Source organism: Thermosediminibacter oceani DSM 16646, from assembly GCF_000144645.1.
Taxonomy (GTDB): domain Bacteria; phylum Bacillota; class Thermosediminibacteria; order Thermosediminibacterales; family Thermosediminibacteraceae; genus Thermosediminibacter; species Thermosediminibacter oceani.
Map to the genome: position 1 here is coordinate 684,617 of NC_014377.1, position 18,578 is coordinate 703,194.

23 protein-coding genes and 1 pseudogene are annotated in these 18,578 nt (G+C 48.3%); 22 read left to right on the forward strand and 2 right to left on the reverse strand.

The window, feature by feature from the left end:
* Positions 1-35 precede the first annotated feature (35 nt).
* The 21 genes from TOCE_RS03440 to TOCE_RS03530 all read left to right on the forward strand — a co-directional run bounded on the left by TOCE_RS03440 (position 36) and on the right by TOCE_RS03530 (position 15,962).
* Positions 36-1,340 (forward strand): bifunctional folylpolyglutamate synthase/dihydrofolate synthase, encoded by a 1,305-nt coding sequence (locus tag TOCE_RS03440; protein WP_013275503.1) that lies wholly within the window; start codon positions 36-38, stop codon positions 1,338-1,340.
* A gap of 53 nt (positions 1,341-1,393) precedes the next feature.
* On the forward strand, positions 1,394-1,645 hold the full coding sequence (locus tag TOCE_RS03445; RefSeq protein ID WP_013275504.1) for a DUF2508 family protein: 252 nt from the start codon (positions 1,394-1,396) through the stop codon (positions 1,643-1,645).
* 119 nt (positions 1,646-1,764) lie between these two features.
* On the forward strand, positions 1,765-2,799 hold the full coding sequence (locus tag TOCE_RS03450; protein ID WP_013275505.1) for an FAD:protein FMN transferase: 1,035 nt from the start codon (positions 1,765-1,767) through the stop codon (positions 2,797-2,799).
* Between the two features lie 98 nt (positions 2,800-2,897).
* Complete coding sequence (locus TOCE_RS03455; protein ID WP_049817892.1) at positions 2,898-3,551, forward strand: redox-sensing transcriptional repressor Rex; 654 nt, start codon at positions 2,898-2,900, stop codon at positions 3,549-3,551.
* Positions 3,548-3,961 carry a DRTGG domain-containing protein gene (locus TOCE_RS03460; RefSeq protein WP_013275507.1) on the forward strand — a complete coding sequence of 138 codons (414 nt, stop codon included), beginning with the start codon at positions 3,548-3,550 and terminating at the stop codon, positions 3,959-3,961. Before TOCE_RS03455 ends, TOCE_RS03460 begins: the two co-directional genes overlap by 4 nt.
* A 79-nt stretch (positions 3,962-4,040) precedes the next feature.
* Positions 4,041-4,283, forward strand: coding sequence for a hypothetical protein (locus TOCE_RS12565; RefSeq protein WP_049817893.1), 243 nt, complete (start codon positions 4,041-4,043; stop codon positions 4,281-4,283).
* A gap of 17 nt (positions 4,284-4,300) precedes the next feature.
* Positions 4,301-4,510 carry a (Fe-S)-binding protein gene (locus TOCE_RS12570; protein WP_049817894.1) on the forward strand — a complete coding sequence of 70 codons (210 nt, stop codon included), beginning with the start codon at positions 4,301-4,303 and terminating at the stop codon, positions 4,508-4,510.
* Positions 4,511-4,525: 15 nt separating this feature from the next.
* Entirely contained in the window at positions 4,526-4,876 is a 351-nt protein-coding gene (locus tag TOCE_RS03470) for a DRTGG domain-containing protein (protein ID WP_041423847.1), read from the forward strand.
* Complete coding sequence (locus TOCE_RS12575; protein ID WP_245523142.1) at positions 4,870-5,010, forward strand: PHP domain-containing protein; 141 nt, start codon at positions 4,870-4,872, stop codon at positions 5,008-5,010. The genes TOCE_RS03470 and TOCE_RS12575 overlap by 7 nt, the downstream gene beginning before the upstream one ends.
* A gap of 30 nt (positions 5,011-5,040) precedes the next feature.
* Positions 5,041-5,310, forward strand: coding sequence for a PHP domain-containing protein (locus tag TOCE_RS12580; RefSeq protein WP_049817895.1), 270 nt, complete (start codon positions 5,041-5,043; stop codon positions 5,308-5,310).
* A 204-nt stretch (positions 5,311-5,514) separates the two neighbouring features.
* Complete coding sequence (gene nuoE / locus TOCE_RS03480) at positions 5,515-6,003, forward strand: NADH-quinone oxidoreductase subunit NuoE (protein ID WP_013275509.1); 489 nt, start codon at positions 5,515-5,517, stop codon at positions 6,001-6,003.
* 5 nt (positions 6,004-6,008) lie between these two features.
* Positions 6,009-6,569 (forward strand): ATP-binding protein, encoded by a 561-nt coding sequence (locus TOCE_RS03485; protein ID WP_013275510.1) that lies wholly within the window; start codon positions 6,009-6,011, stop codon positions 6,567-6,569.
* Complete coding sequence (locus tag TOCE_RS03490) at positions 6,569-6,934, forward strand: (2Fe-2S) ferredoxin domain-containing protein (protein WP_041424055.1); 366 nt, start codon at positions 6,569-6,571, stop codon at positions 6,932-6,934. Before TOCE_RS03485 ends, TOCE_RS03490 begins: the two co-directional genes overlap by 1 nt.
* A gap of 30 nt (positions 6,935-6,964) precedes the next feature.
* On the forward strand, positions 6,965-8,758 hold the full coding sequence (gene nuoF / locus TOCE_RS03495) for an NADH-quinone oxidoreductase subunit NuoF (protein WP_013275512.1): 1,794 nt from the start codon (positions 6,965-6,967) through the stop codon (positions 8,756-8,758).
* A gap of 22 nt (positions 8,759-8,780) precedes the next feature.
* Positions 8,781-10,556, forward strand: a complete 1,776-nt coding sequence (locus TOCE_RS03500; RefSeq protein ID WP_013275513.1) for an NADH-dependent [FeFe] hydrogenase, group A6 — start codon at positions 8,781-8,783, stop codon at positions 10,554-10,556.
* A gap of 259 nt (positions 10,557-10,815) precedes the next feature.
* Positions 10,816-12,132, forward strand: coding sequence for an electron transport complex subunit RsxC (rsxC, locus tag TOCE_RS03505; RefSeq protein ID WP_013275514.1), 1,317 nt, complete (start codon positions 10,816-10,818; stop codon positions 12,130-12,132).
* Between the two features lie 91 nt (positions 12,133-12,223).
* Positions 12,224-13,147: an RnfABCDGE type electron transport complex subunit D gene (locus TOCE_RS03510; RefSeq protein WP_013275515.1), complete on the forward strand. Its 924-nt coding sequence runs from the start codon at positions 12,224-12,226 to the stop codon at positions 13,145-13,147.
* Complete coding sequence (locus TOCE_RS03515) at positions 13,144-13,686, forward strand: RnfABCDGE type electron transport complex subunit G (RefSeq protein ID WP_013275516.1); 543 nt, start codon at positions 13,144-13,146, stop codon at positions 13,684-13,686. The genes TOCE_RS03510 and TOCE_RS03515 overlap by 4 nt, the downstream gene beginning before the upstream one ends.
* The gene (rsxE, locus tag TOCE_RS03520; protein WP_013275517.1) at positions 13,686-14,300 is read left to right on the forward strand and encodes an electron transport complex subunit RsxE; all 615 of its coding nucleotides are present in this window, start codon (positions 13,686-13,688) and stop codon (positions 14,298-14,300) included. Before TOCE_RS03515 ends, rsxE begins: the two co-directional genes overlap by 1 nt.
* 15 nt (positions 14,301-14,315) lie before the next feature.
* Entirely contained in the window at positions 14,316-14,900 is a 585-nt protein-coding gene (gene rsxA / locus TOCE_RS03525; RefSeq protein ID WP_013275518.1) for an electron transport complex subunit RsxA, read from the forward strand.
* A gap of 24 nt (positions 14,901-14,924) precedes the next feature.
* Positions 14,925-15,962, forward strand: a complete 1,038-nt coding sequence (locus TOCE_RS03530) for an RnfABCDGE type electron transport complex subunit B (RefSeq protein WP_013275519.1) — start codon at positions 14,925-14,927, stop codon at positions 15,960-15,962.
* A 55-nt stretch (positions 15,963-16,017) separates the two neighbouring features.
* On the opposite strand, the pseudogene TOCE_RS03535 reads toward TOCE_RS03530, so the two are convergent.
* Positions 16,018-17,477, reverse strand: a pseudogene (locus tag TOCE_RS03535) (IS1182 family transposase).
* 93 nt (positions 17,478-17,570) lie between these two features.
* Positions 17,571-17,741, reverse strand: a complete 171-nt coding sequence (locus tag TOCE_RS12270) for a hypothetical protein (protein WP_013275521.1) — start codon at positions 17,739-17,741, stop codon at positions 17,571-17,573.
* 164 nt (positions 17,742-17,905) lie between these two features.
* Between TOCE_RS12270 and TOCE_RS03540 the strand changes: the two genes are divergently transcribed.
* The gene (locus TOCE_RS03540; protein WP_013275522.1) at positions 17,906-18,568 is read left to right on the forward strand and encodes a corrinoid protein; all 663 of its coding nucleotides are present in this window, start codon (positions 17,906-17,908) and stop codon (positions 18,566-18,568) included.
* Positions 18,569-18,578 lie beyond the last annotated feature (10 nt).

The following is an 18,578-nucleotide window of genomic DNA, read 5'->3' on the forward strand; positions in this document are numbered from 1 at the left end:
TGTTATATAACGATATGGGAAGGGGAGCTAACCCTATGCTGAGTTACCGTGAAGCTCTGGAGTTCATCCACGGTATGAACAGATTCGGCATAAAGCTGGGGCTTCAAAAAATTACGAGGCTCCTGCAACTCCTGGGTAATCCCCATGAGGGTATCAAAATAATTCACGTGGCGGGCACCAACGGCAAGGGGTCCACCTGCGCCATGATAGATTCCATACTGAGGGCCGCCGGCTACAGGGTGGGTTTGTATACTTCGCCGTATCTGGAGGTGTTTAACGAGAGGATAAGGGTGAACGGCCGGAATATACCCGACGAGGACATTGCCCGGCTCACCGAAAAGGTCCGTAAAGCAATTCGTGAAATGGAGGCCAGGGGATGGGGTGTACCCACCGAATTTGAGGTTGTGACCGCTCTCGGCTTTATGTACTTCAAAGAGCAGAACCTGGACTTTTTGGTGCTGGAAGTGGGCATGGGCGGCAGGTACGACGCCACCAACGTGGTTACCCCTCTGGTCAGCGTAATTACTTCTATAAGCTACGACCACCAGCAGTACCTGGGGAATACCCTGGAAGAGATAGCTCGTGAAAAATGCGGCATAATCAAACAGGGGGTGCCGGTGGTCACCGCCCCACAGGAACCGGAAGCGATGCGGGTTATAGAGGACACCTGCCGTGAACAAAACTGCCCGCTGGTGAAGGTAGAAGAAAAAACGAGATACCGCCTTTTGGACTGGGGGCTTGAAGGTCAGGTTTTCAGCCTTCAGACGTCAAGAAACACTTACGATAACCTGAAGATAAAACTGCTGGGAGACCACCAGCTAGATAACGCCGCAACGGCGGTGGCTTCAGTAGAAGCTCTTGAGCATTACGGTATAAATATAACTAGGCAAGCGGTAGAAAAAGGCCTTTTAGAAGCCCGCTGGCCCGGTAGGCTGGAAATCATGGGTCGGAACCCTGATGTGCTTATCGATGGCGCCCACAATCCTTCAGGGGTTGGTGTGCTTAAAAGCGCGATTTTAAAATATTTCCCGGGAAAAAGAGTGATTCTTGTAATAGGTATTTTAAAAGATAAGGATTACTTGAAGATGCTGGAAGAGATAATCCCGGTAGCGGATGCTGTGGTCGCCACCCGGCCCGACAGCCCCAGAGCACTGGAGCCGAATGAATTGGAAGGATCGATTAAAAGCTTGAATCTCGAAAAAATGCCCGAAATTTATGTCAGAGAAGAGGTAGAGGAGGCCATCGATACGGCCTATGAAATCGCCGGGGCCAGTGATGTGATAGTTTTCGCGGGCTCCCTGTATTTAATCGGAAAGGTCAGGAGTTTATTGAAAAAATAGATTAAAGTTTTGCCCCCTCTATTGAATATACATAAAATAGGAGGGGGCATTTTATGAAAAAAGGATTTAACGGCGGTTCCGCCGAACTGGAGCGAATTCTCCTCGAGGAAATCGAAAAGGCCAAACAGGAAATGCAGCTGGCTGAAAAAGCTTTTCAGTGGGTGCAAAACGACCCCGAGGAGGTAGATGCCGCCCTTTCGAGGATGGAAGCCGCCCTTGCCCGTTACAATTTTCTCATCAGACAGGCCAAAGCTATGAGGATAACAATTGACAAAATCACAATGTACAGTCAGCTGCTGCAATAGCAATTTATTAGAAGTCATTATTTTGTTTAAAAAAATATTTATAGGGCGTCGATTTATTGATATAATGAATGTAAGAAATTCGAAAGGGAGGTGGGGGCGGCAAATTTGCCGCAGGTCAGATGAAAAAACTTAAAATAACAGTTTTTCTTTTTGCTGCTATTATCCTCCTTGCAGCTTGTAGCAGGAGTCAGGACAAGCCCGTTGTGAAAACAAATTTTATGCTGGATACGATGATAAAGATATCAGCTTACGGAAGCGGCGCATCGGAAGCCATCGACGCGGCTTTCGACAGGATAAGCGAAATCGAGAAGAAAATGAATGCCAGCGCTGAAGACAGCGAGGTTACCGGTATAAATAAGGCGGCTGGCAGGGAATATTTCAAAGTTAGTCCTGACACCTTTTACGTTATAAAAAGAGGACTTTACTTTTCAGAGCTTTCCGGAGGAAGGTTCGATATAACCGTCGGGCCTCTTGTAAAACTGTGGGGTATAGGTACGGAAAATGCCCGGGTCCCCGAAGAACAAGAGATTAAAAGTGCTCTTTCGCTTATCAACTACAGGGACGTTTTACTGGATGAGGAAAATCATGGCGTGATGTTGAAAAGGCCCGGGATGAGAATAGACCTGGGAGCCATAGCCAAGGGTTACGCTGCCGACGAAGTTATTCGAATATTAAAGGAAAAAGGGGTAAGGAGCGCGGTTGCTGACCTTGGGGGTAACGTATACGTGCTCGGCAAAAAGCCGAACGGTGAGCCGTGGAAGATAGGTGTCCAGGATCCTTTTGCCGAGACAAGGGGTGATATATTTGCGACTGTGGAAGTTTGGGACAAGACCCTGGTTACCTCCGGTGTATACGAAAGGTTTTTTGAGGAAGAAGGGAAAAGGTACCATCACATTCTCGATACATCTACGGGTTATCCCGTTGAAAATGGGCTAGTGAGTGTAACTATAATTTCCGATAGCTCGATTGACGCTGATGCCCTTTCCACCGCAGCTTTTTCACTGGGTTTGAAGGATGGAATGAGGCTGGTGGAAAACCTTCCTGGTATTGAGGCGATTTTTGTAACGGCCGACAGGGAAGTATACATTACCTCCGGGGTGGAAAAATATAATTTCCAGATAATCAACGAGGATTTTGTATTAAAACAGCAGTAGGCGAAAAGTTATTAAAAAAATTGCAAAAAAAATCAATAAACATGTGATTCTTTTCACTAAAAAATATTGAAAAAAATCTATTCATCGTGCTAGAATCAATGTATAGGGAGTGGTTAAATTTGTTCAAGAAGTTCAAAATACCTGAGGCCACTATCGGAAGGCTTACATCTTATTCGAGATTTCTGAAAGAAGCTGACGAAAAAGGAGTCACAACGGTCTCTTCCCAGCAGATAGCGAAGGCTACAGGTGTTACTCCCGCTCAGGTAAGAAAGGATCTGGCTTATTTCGGGGAGTTCGGTACCAGAGGTGTAGGATACAACCCTAGAGAATTATACAATTATATAATGAAGATACTGGGCCTCGATAGACGCTGGTCCGTTGCAATAGTAGGTGCCGGGCATCTCGGAACCGCTCTTTCACTTTATAAGGGGTTTGCGGAGAGAGGTTTTGATATAACCTGTATTTTCGATGCGGATCCGGAGAAAATCGGCAAAAAGATTGCCGGCCTGGAAGTGCGGTCAATGGAGGAACTCAGTGAAAAGGTAAAGGAATACAACATCGAGCTCGGGATAGTGGCGGTGCCGGCTGCTGCAGCCCAGGAAGTGATCGATTTGATGGTCAAAGCCGGCATAAAGGGCATTATAAATTTCGCACCGGTAAATGTAACGGTGCCTGAGGATGTGGTGCTCAGGCGTGTAGACCTGGCGTCCCAGCTTGAGTATCTGACGTATCATCTGGGGGAAACCAGATGAAGCTGAAAAAGATAAAGGAAATTCTCCGGGCCGAAGTGCTAATGGGAGATGACGGGGACCTTGAGGCGGAGGTGACTAACGCCTGCGGTGCTGACCTGATAAGTGATATTTTGGCGGATACCAAGAAGAACGCGGTTCTCCTCACCGGTCTCACTCATAAGCAGATAATACAGACAGCCAGTATGTCCGAATTTGCCGCTATAATTTTTGTAAGGGGCAAGTGCCCGACCCGGGACGTAATCGAGCTGGCGAGGGAAAATAGCCTTCGGCTCCTTCGCTCCGAATATCCCATTTACGAAAGCTGCGGTCTCTTGTACGAGGCCGGATTAAAAGCCGAAATGAATATAGTGATTCACGCCTACAGGGGGAAAATGTTTTTCAACATAACCCCTTCATATATAGAGGGGTGAGAATACAGCCCTCGGGATCGGTAATCTTCTAGCGGTTGATGGAATACACAATTGCATCGACGTCCTGGAAGAAATAGAATTGAACAAACTTTCTGATATAGATTATTTAGAACTACAAGCGTGCAGCGGTGGCTGCATAGGCGGAGCGCTGACCGTCGAAAACCGCTTTGTAGCAAAGGTTAAATTAAGGAAGCTCGTTGAAAAACTTGGAACTAATACCAGAATCGATGAGACATCTGTGGTAAAATATTTTGTAAAGGGATATTACGATTTCGAAGAAGAGATAAGCCTACACCGTCTCTTAAACTCGACGAAGACATAGCCAAAGCCATCCAGAAGATGGAGATTCTCGAAAAAACGCTGAAAGAATTACCCGGGCTCGATTGCGGCAGCTGCGGGTGTCCTAACTGCAGATCTCTAGCAAAAGACATAGTGCAGGGACGGGCCAAAGAAACCGACTGTATATTCAAGCTCAGAGAAAAGGTCAGGCAGCTGGTGGAGGAAGTCCTGGATCTGATGCAGAAATTACCTCCTACAATGGAAGAGTGAGAGGGGTGAGGAAGCGTGACCTTGAGTGATCTGCAGAAGGAATTATCGCTAAAACTTGTAACTAGAGGGACAACTCTAGATAGGCCCGTTGTAGGCGGTTATGCCTCGGATCTCTTGAGCTGGGTCATGGGCCATGCCACGGAAAATCAGGTATGGATTACCATACAGAGTCATCCTAATATAGTTGCAGTGGCTTCACTCCTGGGACTTTCCGGGATTATCGTGGCAGAGGGCGCTGAGATAGAGGAAAATACCATAAAGAAAGCTGAAGAGGAAAATATACCCGTATTTTCTTCGGAGAAACCGGTATACGAAATATGTGGCATGTTATATAATTTACTGTCCAGGAGCAGGAAAAAATGCTGAAGGAATTTCCCGCAGACCTTCACGTGCATACATGCCTTTCGCCGTGCGCCGATCCGGAGATGGTTCCTCCCAACATCCTCAACATGGCAAAACTTTTGGGCACTAAGATTATAGGTGCGCTATCTTCCAAATGAAAAAACGGCCGGAATATTTGCCACCAGCATGTGGTCGATTTCCGGGGAAACGTAACAGATGAAGTAGAAAAGCTACTCTTAGCGTCAGTTACCCTCTCGGTAGATGAAATCTCAAAAAAGGTAATAGAGCTCGGAGGAATTTTCATACCCGCCCATGTGGATAGAAGAGCTTTCAGCATTTTTGGCCAGTTGGGGTTTATACCCGAATACCTTAAACCCGATGCTGTGGAATTTTCAAGGAACATTGCCCTTAAAGAAGAGAGAGTGAATTCCCCGGTGTATTTAGTAGATACCCGGTGATCTTTTCTTCCGATGCTCACTGTCTGAAGGATATGATTTTCCAAAAGACGTATTTCCTTTTGGAGAAGCCAACTTTTAAGGAAATAAAAAGAGCCTTTATGGGCATAGATGGTAGGAGGGTTGTCGCAAAGGAGTAGCTTTTTTAATATACAAAACTTGTGAAATTTTTAACAAATTCATTGTATCACGGGAGGGTTGGTCAATATGCAATTCGCTGTAAAAAAAGACCTAGAGTTTCAAGAAAAACTCCAGAAGGTCGATGAAATGTTGAAAAAATATAAAGGTCAGAAGGGAGTGCTGTTACAGGTCCTGCAGGAAGCTCAGAGGATTGTAGGATACCTCCCCCTCGAAGTGCAGATAAGGGTAGCCGAGGCTCTCGATGTCACGTTGAGCGAAGTTTACAGCACCATTACCTTTTACTCGTTCTTCAACCTGAAACCCCGGGGCAAATACCAGATAAGGGTATGTTTGGGTACCGCGTGTTACGTAAAGGGGGCTGATAAGGTTCTTAACAGGATTGAGCAGGAGCTGAAGATAAAAGTCGGGGAAACGACCGAAGATTTGAAATTTTCTCTGGAAGCCTGCCGGTGCGTGGGCGCATGCGGTCTTGCTCCGGTAGTGATGATCAATGACGACGTTTACGGAAGGCTAACGCCGGACAGAGTACCGGAGATACTGAAAAACTACGAGTAACGGCCATGAAGGAACTATCCCTGCATGTAATGGACATAGTAGAAAATTCCTTAAATGCCGGTGCAACGGTGGTTGAGATCAAGATAGTGGAAGACTCGAAAAAGGATCTTTTAGCAATCGAGATACGCGATAACGGCATGGGAATGGATGAAGAAACCGCAAAAAAAGCGTTAGACCCGTTTTTCACAAGCAGAACTACCAGAAAGGTGGGTCTCGGCCTTCCGCTGCTGGCTCAAGCCGCGAAAACCGCCGGAGGTGACGTGACAGTACATTCACGCCCCGGTGAGGGGACTGTGGTAAAGGCGTGGTTTAAAAAAAGCCATATAGACCTGCAGCCTCTTGGAAATATGGCCGGCACTGTGGCGTCACTGGTGGCGCTTCATCCGGATGTTGATTTTATTTACAGGCACGTGATAGACGGTAGGTTGTTCCGGTTCCATTTAAGGGAAATAAGAAAAAGACTTCAAGACGTGCCGGTAAATAACCCCCTGGTAGTTGACTGGATAAGAAAATTCATAAGCGACAATTTAAAGGAAATTAATGGAGGTGCCGAAGGATGGGGGTAATTAAGTCTATAGAAGAACTTGAAAAAATCCGCGAGCAGGCGCGCGAATTGATAAATTTAAGGAAAGAAAATGAAAACAAGACGCGAATCGTGGTAGGTATGGGCACCTGCGGTATATCAGCGGGAGCCCGTCAGGTGTTGCTGGCGATTCTTGATGAATTGAAGAAGCGCAATATTTCTGACGTAATAGTTACAGAGACCGGCTGTATAGGCATGTGCAGGTTCGAGCCGCTGGTGGATGTCATAAAGCCCAACCAGCCTAAGGTCACTTACGTTAACGTGGATGCCGACAAGGCCAGGCAGATTGTGGCAAGGCATATTGTAAACAACCAGGTTATCGACGAATGGGTAATACCGAATATATAATCTAACATTTAGCAGTTTGGAGGTGTAGACATGGAGATCTACAGGGCTCATGTTCTAGTGTGCAGGGGAACGGGATGTACAGCCTCAGGCAGCGAATCAGTTATGGATGCTTTTGAAAAAGAAATAGAAAAACACGGCCTTTCCGGAGAGGTAAAGGTCCTGCTGACCGGCTGCCTCGGGCTATGCGAACTGGGGCCCAACATAATCATATACCCCGAGGGAACCTATTACTGCCGTGTCAAAGCCGAAGATGTGCCGGAAATCGTGGAAGAACACCTGGTGAAGGGTCGCATCGTGGAAAGACTGCTTTACAAGGAACGTGATGTTGAAGAAAGGATGAGGGCCCTTACCGACATCAAATTCTACAAGAGGCAGAAAAGAGTTGCTCTCAGAAATTGCGGTCTTATCAACCCTGAAAATATCGAGGAATACATCGCCAATGACGGTTACAGGGCGCTGGCAAAGGTTCTCTCCGAAATGACCCCCCAGCAGGTGATCGACGAGGTAACCAGGTCGGGGCTGAGGGGCCGGGGAGGCGGAGGCTTCCCCACCGGCAAGAAATGGCAGTTTGCCAAGGATGCGCCCGGTGACGTCAAGTATGTCGTCTGCAACGGCGACGAAGGGGATCCAGGCGCTTTCATGGACAGGAGCATTCTCGAGGGAGATCCTCATACGGTGCTAGAAGCGATGGCCATTGCCGGTTATGCTATAGGAGCAAAGGAAGGCTATATTTACGTTAGAGCCGAATACCCGCTGGCGGTAAAAAGGCTAGAGATAGCAATAGAGCAGGCCAGGGAAAGGGGCCTTCTGGGGAAAAATATCCTGGGTACCGGCTTCGAGTTCGACATTTTCCTGCGCCTCAGATCGGGAGCTTTCGTATGCGGTGAGGAGACTGCATTACTGGCATCTATAGAAGGACGTAGAGGTGAACCGAGGCCCAGACCGCCATTCCCGGCAATTGAGGGATTGTGGGGCAAACCGACCCTGATCAACAACGTGGAGACCTTCGCCAATATCCCGCCGATTATCCTCAACGGAGCCGACTGGTTTGCCAGCATAGGGACCGAGAGGAGCAAGGGGACAAAAGTGTTCGCCGTCGGCGGTAAAATAAACAATACCGGTCTTGTGGAAATCCCGATGGGAACCACGCTCAGAGAGGTAATATACGATATCGGCGGGGGGATTCCTAACGGCAAAAAATTCAAGGCGGTACAGACCGGCGGCCCTTCGGGCGGGTGCATACCGGCGTCGCTGCTGGATATGCCCATAGAATACGATACGCTGACCCAGGCCGGTTCCATGATGGGCTCCGGTGGTATGATAGTCATGGACGAAGATACCTGCATGGTCGATATAGCTAAATTCTTCCTTACATTTACCCAGGACGAATCCTGCGGCAAGTGCCCGCCCTGCCGTATAGGTACAAAGAGGATGCTGGAAATCCTCGAGAGGATAACGAACGGCGAAGGCCGGGAGGGAGATATCGAGCTGTTGGAGACCTTGGCGAAAAATATTAAAGCTTCGGCCCTGTGCGGTCTGGGGCAGACGGCACCGAACCCGGTGCTTTCCACGCTCCGTTATTTCAGGGATGAATACGAAGCTCATATCAGGGAAAAGAAATGTCCTGCGGGAGCATGCAAAGCTTTGATAACCTACGAAATCACCGTGGATAAGTGCAAGGGCTGCGGATTGTGCGTAAAGGTATGCCCGGCCGGAGCAATTACCGGTGAGCGAAAACAGCCGCATGCAATCAACAGGGAAAAATGCATTAAGTGCAACAGCTGTTTTGAAAGGTGTCGGTTTGGTGCTATAGAGAAGAAATAAAGGGTAGAGGGGGAGGATAAATATGGAGATGGTGACTTTGACGATAGACGGCGAAAAAGTTCAGGTTCCGAAAGGCACCACCATACTTGAGGCCGCCCGCAAGATTGGCAAAAAAATTCCCACCCTGTGTTTTCTGAAGGAGATAAACGAGATCGGGGCGTGCAGGATGTGTGTGGTAGAAGTGAAGGGCGCGAGAGCCCTCCAGGCTTCTTGTGTGTATCCCGTATCGGAAGGTATGGAGGTATTCACCAACACCCCGGCCGTGAGGGAGTCCAGAAAAATTACGCTAGAACTTTTACTGTCCGATCATAACTTGGAATGCCCTACCTGTATCAGGAACCTGAACTGTGAGCTCCAGAAGCTGGCCGAGGAACTGGGCATAAAGTCGATCCACTTTGAAGGCGAAAAACACCGGTCCATATACGACGATTTTTCGCCATCGATAGTCAGGGACACTTCAAAATGCGTACTCTGCCGCCGCTGTGTGAGCACCTGCCACAAGGTGCAAGGTGTCGGCGTTATCTCGCCCAACCACCGGGGGTTTGAGACGATGGTAGCTCCAGTCTTTGACATGAGTTTAGCCGATGTGGCCTGCGTCAATTGCGGACAGTGCATACTGGCCTGCCCGGTAGGTGCCCTGAAGGAGAAGGACGATACCGACAGGGTGTGGAAGGCTCTGGCAGACCCCGAAAAACACGTCATCGTTCAAATTGCTCCGGCTGTGAGGGTATCCCTCGGCGAAGAGTTCGGCCTGGGGAGAGGCGCCATTGTGACAAAGAAAATACCTGCAGCCTTGAGGAGAATGGGGTTTGACAGGGTTTTCGATACCGATTTTTCAGCGGACCTTACCATAATGGAAGAAGGTCACGAATTCATTGAGAGGCTGCAGCACGGCGGTAAACTGCCGTTGATCACCTCCTGCAGCCCTGGCTGGATAAAGTTTTGCGAACACTATTATCCGGAATTCCTGGAGAACCTCTCCACGTGCAAATCACCGCAACAGATGTTCGGTGCTGTGGCCAAGACATACTACGCCCAGAAGGTCGGCATCGACCCGTCTAAAATTTTCGTAGTATCCATCATGCCCTGCACCGCCAAGAAGTACGAGTGCCAGCGGCCTGAAATGAGGTCCAGCGGTTACCAGGATGTGGACGTGGTATTGACCACCAGGGAATTGTCCAGGATGCTGAAGGAAGCGGGGATTAACCTCGCTGCAATGCCCGATGAGGATTTCGATGATCCGCTCGGAATTTCCACCGGTGCCGGCGCTATATTCGGTGCAACGGGTGGCGTGATGGAGGCTGCTCTCAGGACCGTATACGAGGTTATGACCGGCAGGGAGCTCAAAGATGTAGAATTCACTGAGGTGCGCGGTGTCGAAGGCATAAAAGAGGCCACCATAGACATTGACGGCGTGAAGGTTAACGTGGCGGTTGCTCACGGTCTGGGCAATGCGAGGAAACTTTTGGACAGGATAAAGAGCGGGGAAGCCAGCTACCACTTTGTCGAGATCATGGGCTGCCCGGGCGGCTGCGTGGGCGGCGGTGGCCAGCCCATTCTGAGCGCCGGTGAGCGTTGGGAGCTGGACTACCGTGAGGTGCGCGGTAGCGCCATATATGAGGTAGATCGCAGTATGCCGCTGAGGAAATCCCACGAGAACCCGGCTGTACAGCAGCTATACAGGGAATTCCTGGGCAAACCTCTAAGCGAGAAATCTCATGAATTGCTGCACACCCATTATACCAGGAGGTCCAAGTATCCCGAAGCCGAAAAAAAGCTTGACGGGGTTACCGCGTAAATTTTCACAAAAAGTACCTTCCGGAGCTTGTACTTTCAACCAACGATGGTTTTAATCTAAGTTACTTTTTAAGAAAATTAAGGTATATCAGTATTAACTTAACAGGTTACAATAATATTATTATTGTAGAAAAAAGCAGATTTTTGTTGTATAATCGTATATGATAACCAGATATACAAACTAATATTTCCTTTATGCGTTAAAAAATTAGTTTTTGATCGGGTTTAAAGGTTTTTATACCGGAAGGAGAGGTGAAACAATGCTAAAAACTTTTAAAGGAGGTATTCATCCTCCGTATAATAAAGAATTAACCAAACGCAAGCCGGTTGAAAGGGCAAAGCTGCCGAAGCTGGCCGTCATACCGATGAGCCAGCACGTGGGCGCGCCCTGCGAACCGGTGGTAAAAGTGGGGGACCATGTTAAGGTCGGCCAGAAGATCGGTGAGGCGAAGGCCTTTGTTTCGGCCCCCATCCACGCTAGTGTCTCAGGAAAGGTTGTTGCGGTCGAACCGAGGCCCCATTCATCCGGAACGCCGGTCATGTCTGTCGTCATAGAATCCGACGGCATGGATGAGGTATACGAAGGTGTAAAACCCCCGAAATCCCTCGATGAGATGACGCCTGATGAGATAAAAAACCTCATAAGGGAAGCGGGGATTGTCGGAATGGGCGGCGCCGGATTCCCGACCCAGGTGAAACTTTCGCCGCCGGCCGGCAAGACCATTGATACGATTATAGTCAACGGGGCCGAATGCGAACCCTACCTTACCGCCGACCACCGCCTTATGGTGGAAAGGCCCGACGATGTGGTGCTGGGCCTCAGAGCGATAATGAAGGCCACGGGAGTGGAAAAGGCCTATATAGGCATCGAGGACAACAAACCCGATGCTATTAAAGCAATGAACGACGCGGTAAAGGGCTTTAAGGGCATAGAAGTGGTTCCCCTGGCTACTAAGTACCCCCAGGGCGGCGAAAAACAGCTCATCTACGCCATAACCGGAAGAGAGGTGCCGTCCGGAGGACTTCCTATGGACGTGCACGTGATCGTGGATAATGCCGGTACCTGCGCCGCAATTGCGAACGTGTTGAAAACCGGCATGCCTCTTATCGAGAGGATAACCACGGTCACCGGTTCGGGGGTTAAGGAACCCAAGAACCTGATGGTAAGGATCGGTACCCCCGTTGGAGAACTCATCGAACAGTGCGGCGGATTCAACGGTGAACCCGGCAAGGTAATCATGGGCGGGCCGATGATGGGGGTTTCCCAGTCTCAGCTGGAGGTGCCGGTAATCAAGGGCACTTCAGGAGTACTGGTGCTTAAGAAATCGGAAGTAAAGCTGTTCGAACCGATGCCGTGCATAAGATGCGCAAGGTGCGTGGACGCCTGTCCCATTCACCTCCTGCCCACTTACCTGGGCAAGTTAGCGGAAAGGGGCATGTGGGTTGAGGCCGAACGGTATCACGCGCTGGACTGCATCGAGTGCGGCTGCTGCGCCTATGTTTGCCCGGCGAATATTCCGCTTACCCAGCTTATAAGGCTTGCCAAAAACCGAATAATGGCTTCTAGAAAGAAGTAAGTAGGAATATATAGTGTAATGCAAAGATTTAACGGCAATTTCGATCTAGGATTGCGCATATAAAATAAGCTGGATTCAGGAGGTCTTTTCGATGGGAGAATATAGATTCTTAACAGCGTCTTCCCCGCACATCCATTCGGGGGAAAGCGTGCAGAGGATAATGTTCAACGTGGCCGGAGCACTGCTCCTGCCCACGTTAGCGGGAGTTTACTTTTTCGGGCTACAAGCCCTGCTTCTTGTGGTAACCACTACACTGGCGGCGGTACTCACCGAAGCTATCTTCCAGAAACTGCGGGGCAGACCAATTACCGTATGGGATGGAAGTGCCGTTGTAACGGGTATCCTACTTGCTCTGAATCTTCCACCCGGCCTACCGCTCTGGATGGCTGTAGTCGGCTCCGTCGTATCTATAGCCCTCGGCAAGATGATTTACGGCGGGCTGGGCGCAAACCCATTCAACCCGGCTCTTATCGGGCGTGTATTCCTCATGGTGACCTTCCCCGTGGAGATGACCACCTGGATCAACCCGGTGGATGGCACCACGGGTGCAACCCCTCTTGCTCTGATGAAGATGCAGGGGGTATCAACCGATTATGTTAAGCTTTTTATTGGTAATGTGGGCGGCAGCTTAGGCGAGACCTCCGCCCTGATGATTCTGCTGGGCGGCCTTTACCTGATATACAGAGGGTATGTGGACTGGAGAATTCCCGCAAGCTATCTAGGCACTATTGCAGTGTTATCTCTGGTCCTCGGTAAGGACCCGATATTCCACCTCCTGGCCGGAGGGTTGATGCTGGGAGCTTTCTTCATGGCTACCGATATGGTGACGACTCCCGTGACAAGGCTCGGGAGAATAATATTCGGCATCGGTGCAGGTATTTTCGTGGTACTCATAAGGTTTTATGGAGGATATCCCGAGGGTGTATCGTTCTCGATCCTGCTGATGAATGCCTTTACTCCTATAATAAACAGGCTTACAGTTCCCAGGATTTACGGGGAGGTGAAGACCAGATGAACCAGTATGTAAGAATGATAGTAGTACTGTTCATTTTTTCAGTGCTGTCCGGTGCGGTGCTGGCATTTTCTTACGAGGTAACCATTCCCAAAATTCAGGAACAGGCCCAAAAAGACCTGGAAGCTTCTATAAAAAATGTGATTCCAGGTATAACTAGGTACGAACAGGTAGAAAAAGAAGGTATGACTTTTTATATCGGCCTTGACGATCAGGGCAATAAAAAAGGGATTGCCTTTAAATCCACCGGTCAGGGGTTCGGTGGTCCTATCGAGATGATGGTGGGATATGACCCCAAAGAAGGCAAGCTGACCGGCCTGCAAATCCTTTCAATGGCTGAAACTCCGGGCCTCGGCGCTAGGATACAGGAACCGGCGTTTACGGATCAGTTCAAAGGGAAGTCCGTAAATGACCCGTTTGTACCCAAAGAGGACGTTCAGGTAATTACCGGTGCAACCATATCCCCGGCGGGAGTGGCCAACGGCATAAAAACCGCTCTGGAAAAGGTCACTAAAATATACCCGGTCGGAGGTGACTATTGATGTACCAGCTGGTTAAAGACTTTCTGAACGGGCTATGGAACGAAAACCCCACATTCAGGATGATAATAGGTATGTGCCCTACGCTGGCGGTAACCACCGCCGCTATGAACGGCATAGCCATGGGGCTTGCTACGACTTTTGTGCTAGTATTTTCAAGTCTTCTGATTTCGTTGCTCAGGAATATTATCCCGGCTAAGGTTAGGATACCGTGTTATATAATCGTGATAGCCACTTTTGTAACCGTAGTAGATCTTTTTATGTCTGGCTATTTTCCGGCGATGTATAAAATCCTGGGACTTTATATACCGCTGATTGTAGTGAACTGTATAATAATGGCAAGGGCTGAGGCTTTTGCGTCAAAGGTATCAGCGCTCAGGGCTATAGCTGACGCCTTGGGTATGGGTATCGGTTTCACCTGGGCTATTACCATGATAGGGGCCGTAAGGGAACTTATGGGGTCCGGTACAGTCTTCGGCTATCATGTGCTGAGCGAAAATGCAACTCGTTGGGTTATAATGCTTCTGCCACCGGGCGCCTTCTTCACCATGGGTATTTTGCTCGGAATAATGAATGTAATTACGCGCAAAAGCGTAAAGAATACCCAATGCCATTGATAGGGGGTGAGTCGGGTGAAGGAACTGTTTTTTATAATTGCCGGGTCTGTCTTAGTTAATAATTTTGTGTTATCGAGGTTCCTCGGAGAGTGCCCGTTTCTGGGCGTTTCTAGAAAGCTGGAAACCGCTATCAGCATGGGTGTTGCCACTACCTTCGTGCTAACGATGACCTCGGTGGCAACCTATTTCATACAGTTTTATATTCTGGAACCTTTCGGATTATCCAGGTTTTTACAGATCGTATCTTTCATTCTGGTAATAGCGGCACTGGTGCAGCTGGTGGAAATGGTAATACTGAAGACAAGCCCCGCTCTGTACAAGGCTCTGGGAATTTACCTGCCACTTATCACCACTAACTGCGCGGTGCTGGGCCTTGCGCTGTTGATCGCTATAAAGCGTTACAACCTCATACAGAGCGTTGCTTTTGGTCTCGGGGCCGGTATCGGCTTTACGCTGGCCATGGCCTTGATGGCGGGTATCAGGGAAGAAATGGAGTTCGGCGATATCCCCGAAGCTTTACAGGGAACAGCCATAGTACTGATTACAGCTGGACTTCTATCAATGGCGTTCCTCGGATTTTCCGGATTAATTCCGATGTAGTTAATGCGTTGAGGAGGTGAAATCATGGCTAACGTAATACTGATTTCGCTGATGAGCATGGGAGGCTTGAGCCTCCTGCTTGGTGCCGGGCTTGCCTATGCGTCAAAGAAATTTGCTGTAGAAACGGATCCCAGGGTTGATGCCATTAATGAGGCGCTACCGGGAGCAAACTGCGGTGCCTGCGGTTATCCCGGTTGTTCGGGTCTTGCGGGAGCGATAGTGGAAGGAAAAGCGCCGGTCAATGCCTGTTTGGTAGGCGGCCCTGCTGTGGCAAAAAAAATTGCTGAAATAATGGGAGTCTCGGATACAGGTGAATCCGCGGAGAGAAAAATTGCCCGGGTCCTGTGCCAGGGAGGTAAAAACGAGGCTAAACTAAAAGCCGAGTATCACGGCGTAAAATCCTGCAGAGCCGCGTCCATGGTGAACGGCGGACCGAAGGGGTGTACCTTCGGATGTATCGGGTTCGGCGACTGCGCAAAGGTGTGCCCTGTGGGTGCCATTACCATGAGTGAGAACGGCCTGCCTGTAATAGACGAAGAAAAATGCACCGGCTGCGGGCTTTGCGCAAAGGAATGCCCCAAACAGGTGATAGCGCTCACTTCGGCGAAAAACGAAGTGCACGTGCGCTGCAGAGCCACTTTGAAGGCTAAGGACACCAGAGACGTGTGTAAAGTAGGTTGCATAGCCTGCAAGCAGTGCGAAAAGGCATGCCCCTTTGACGCCATCCACGTGGTGAACAACGTGGCGATAATAGATTACGAAAAGTGCCGCAACTGCATGAAGTGCGTCGAGAAGTGCCCGACTAAGGCCATTACCTCGGCTTTCGCCGAGAGGAAGAAGGCAGTCATCAATGACAACTGCATCGGATGCACCATCTGCGCCAAAAACTGCCCGGTGAACGCCATATCGGGCGAGGTTAAGAAAAAACACGAGGTTAATGCGGAGCTCTGCATAGGCTGCAGCATCTGCGAGGAAAAGTGCCCCAAGGGCGCAATAACGATGGTTCGGGGTGAAGGCGACAGAAAAACCAGTAACTGTGACGCGTGCGCTGCGGTAAAATAGTTTTTAAAAAGCGGGAGGATAAACCTCCCGCTTCAGCTTGTAGACAAAGCCGCTTTTAGGATGCATAACCTAAAAGCGGCTTTTTGTTGAAGGCGAAGAAAATTTTTAAGAAAAACGAATGTAAAGCGGGGACTGTTGGCGGAAACGTTCCCCGTCTTTTCTTCCATAAAGCCAGCTTTTTTAAATTCATGCATGCGAAAAGAAGGTGAGGTAATGTCCAACTTTCCTCAAGCCTCGTAGATTTGTATAGCGCATGCCATGCTTTTCCTTCGCATCGGCAAATACCCGCTCGATGGTCTGGCCGCGCATTTTGTATAGTTCTTTACCCCATTGGGTGTGTCTTATATCTTCCGCTATTTCTATGTAATGCTCCCATATATGCCGAGTTATGATTTTTGTGTAATTTTTACTTTTGGTGCACTGTAGGCGCATGGGACATTTACAGCATATTTGGGGGTTGCTCCTATATTCCCGGTATCCCGCCCGGTTGGTGGTGCTGTATTCTAATATTTGGTTGTTGGGGCATATGTAACAATCATAATATTCGTCATAGACGTATTCGCGTTTTTTAAAGTAACCATCTTTGGTCATCGGCCTCTTGTAGGGCATAACGGGAAGCGCTCCTGCCTCAATGATTTCTCTGCATATCCCGGGGGTTTTGTAGCCTGCATCAACCACTACCGCCTCTATTTTAGAAAATTTATCGTTTACTTCTTGAAATAAATCGGAGAATACCTGGCTGTCATGAACATTTCCAGGTGCTATTTTGACACCAAGGACAAAGTTGTTCCGGTCACAGGCTACAGAAGCTGTGTAGGCAAAGCAGCGCTCTTTTTCCCCTTTTTGAAACATCCCACTTTCAGGATCTGTGGTGCTTACCCTGACTTTTTTAGAGCTATTTTCTCCTTTGTTGTTATCGTCATCATCATCTTCTTCTTCAAAGGGCTTTTTACCGTTTGCTTCCCGTTCGGCGTTGATTTCTTTTAAAAGTTCTTCCTTATATTTTTGAGTCCGTTGCTTAGCGACTTTCTCGATATATTTATTCTTATTGGCACTGGCTTTTATGTGAGTAGCATCGATAAATACTGCATCTGTTTTAACAAACCCGCATTCTATTGCTTCCATCAACACCCGCTCGAATATCTTTTCAAATAGATCACTTTCCTTAAACCGCCGTTCATAGTTTTTTCCAAAAGTTGAAAAGTGAGGTATTTTTTCTTGTAATCCATAGCCTAAAAACCAACGGTAAGCTACATTGACTTCTACTTCTCTGATGGTTTGGCGCATGGAGCGGATTCCATACAATGCTTGGAGCATGAGTAGCTTAATTAACACTACCGGGTCAATACTAGGTCTTCCTGTATTTTCGCTATATAGGTCTTTTACTTCATCATAAATGAAATTAAAGTCGATGCTTTCTTCTACTGCCCTAAGGAGATGGTCTTGAGGTACTAAGCTATCGATGCTTACTAATTCTACCTGCTCTATTATTTCTCGATTTTTCTTCGTTAACATTTCATCGCCCCACAATATTTTTGTATCTTCTTTAATTTTACTAAAAAGCTGATGATTTTTGTACTAGCTTTTGCAAAAAAAGACTGTCGACAGTTACTTTGTCGACAGTCTGAAGCGGGAGGATAAACCTCCCGCTTTTGTTTTCCAGAGCCTTTTCCTCCACTTCCTCAAGGTATGCCCGAAAAGGCCTTCCACTACCAGATCATAAAAGGGAACGATCCTTTCAAATCTGTGCTTTATAGATTCCGTCCGCGACCTGTCCATCGAAAAAACTCCCTTTATGTTCCCGGTTTTTAATATTCACAATTGATTATAAAACTATCTTTTTTGGGGTCAATATATCCGCTTGACAAAAAAAATGCGTTTTTATATCATAATAGTAAAGTCTACAAATCGTATCGAAATACTAGGAATTAGGGGGGTTTTTCTTGGATTCCGGAAAATTATTAAAAGCCGTTGCCGACAGCGTTTTGAACATGGATGAAGAAGGCGCAGCCAAATATTCAAAAGAAGCGCTGGACGCCGGCATAGATCCGATGGCGATAATCAACGAAGGTCTAATAGTTGGTATGAACCAGGCCGGGAAGCTTTTCGAAGAAAACCAGTATTTCGTGCCCGAATTGCTGCTTTGTTCCGACGCCATGTACGCGGGGCTCAATGTGGTAACTCCGCACATTAAAAAAGAGGAAAATCTATACCTCGGGTCTGTCGTGATCGGTGTTGTGGAAGGAGATACCCATGATATAGGGAAAAACCTGGTGAAAGTGATGCTCGAGGCGTCGGGATTTCGCGTGTACGATCTGGGCAGAGATGTGCCGGCGAAGGCTTTTGTAGATAAGGTTAGGGAAGTTAAAGCCGACCTTCTGTGCCTTTCTACCCTCATGACGAGCACCATGGATGAAATGAAAAAAGTTATCGACCTTTTGGAAAAAGAAAACATGAGGGAAAGAGTAAAGGTTCTGGTGGGCGGCGGGCCCATTTCCTCGAGTTTTGCACGCTCCATAGGTGCCGACGGATACGGCGAAAATGCCACCGGCGCCGTAAGGATGGCAAAAAAGCTGCTGGGTATAATGCAGGCCAAGTCGTTATAAGGGGGAGAAC